At 63.8% G+C, this 1,469-nt stretch carries 1 protein-coding gene; it reads right to left on the bottom strand.

What is annotated here, in order from left to right; all coding sequences use genetic code 11:
• Positions 1-14: 14 nt before the first annotated feature.
• Positions 15-1,469, bottom strand: a 1,455-nt coding sequence (locus AB4874_RS19815; protein ID WP_368393304.1) for an AAA family ATPase, incomplete at its 5' end; no start/stop codon positions are given.

Below are 1,469 nucleotides of genomic sequence, written 5' to 3' on the forward strand. Positions count from 1 at the left end.
CCGCGCTGTCCGGGCTATGTCGTGACACCTCGCCGAAACAAATCATCCGCGTGATCGCGACCAAGTTTCGGCGGGGCGACGTGATCGTTGGCGGTCCTTTGACAACAGACGCCCTCAAGCCGTTTGGCCAATTCCTCCCCCGCCAATTCGCGTTTCTCGACAAGATCGCGCGCCATTGCATCCATCACCGCGCGGTGCGTCTCAAGGATCGCCGTCGCCCGTTTCTGCGCTGCCGCGAGACGCTTGCGCACGCGGCCATAAACATGCGGGTTTCGGAGCGAAAGATGCTCGGGCTCATCCAGCCAGATCAGCTCATGGTGGCCCAAGCCAAAGCGTGTCTCCACCCAAACCGCGCGTGTTGTGGCGCGCGCAAGATCAGACATCGCATCGCCTCCCGCGCCGCCTGAGGCTTCGCCGAGCACAAGCGTTTCAGCGGCGCGTCCCGCGAGTTGGAACGCGAGCTCATCGTCAATATCGGCCAGTGTGGCGAGCGCGCGCCGCGCCCCAATGTGCGCCTCACCGCCACTATCGTGGCGCAGCAGAAGGCGCGTAATGGTGCCCAAACCAAGGGCATGATACACGATTGCGTGGCCGCATTCATGCACGGCGACGCGCCAGTCTTGCGTTGGGTCGCGCGGGTCGTCGCCCGTGATTTGACGGCGCAAATCGTCGAGGGACAGGGCACGATTTTGCGCGCGAGCGTGCGATTTTGCGGCCCGGATCGCCGCATCGATATCGGCGGCACTCATGCCAACACCGTCTCGCGCGAGATCGCGTAGATCGGCGTCGGGCAGATCAAGATGTGTGCGCAGAATGCCGTGCAGTGTCTGCGCATCGGGAAGCGGCACGGCCACCTGCAGATCAAAGCGGCCGGGACGCAGGATCGCTGGATCAAGCGCGCCCACGTCATTTGTTGCACCGATGACGAGCACACCTTGTGCGCGCATCACACCGTCGAGTTCCTGCAGGAATGCGTTGATCACGTTGCGCTGGTAGTTCGAGTTGTGCTGATCGATTTGAAACCGCGACCCGGCGGCGTCGATTTCATCGATGAACAGGATTGCAGGCGTGCTCTCGCGCGCCTTGGCAAAGGTGGCACGCATCGCAGCGAGCATATACCCCAAATGACCCGCCGCCTGCCATTCCGCGAAGCTGCCTGAGACAAACGTCGCATCCGCGCTTGCGCCCATCGCCTGCGCAAGAAAGGTCTTACCGGTGCCGGGCGGCCCGACAAACAGCATCGAGCGTGTTAGCTCGGACCAGGCAACACCGCCCGATTTCCAGCCGTTCAGATCCGCAACCAAACGTCGCGCGGCCTGCAGAGCCTCGCCGTCGCCGGTCATCTGATCCAGACGCGGAACAGTGCTCCGACGGGGCGGGGCCGCAGCCGCCACGAGGCGTTCGACCGCCGCCATAGCTGTTGGCGCGCGCAGAGCCATAATGCGGGTGATCTCGGGCAACGCGGCGAG

This window comes from Thioclava arctica (assembly GCF_040892615.1).
Classification (GTDB): domain Bacteria; phylum Pseudomonadota; class Alphaproteobacteria; order Rhodobacterales; family Rhodobacteraceae; genus Thioclava; species Thioclava arctica.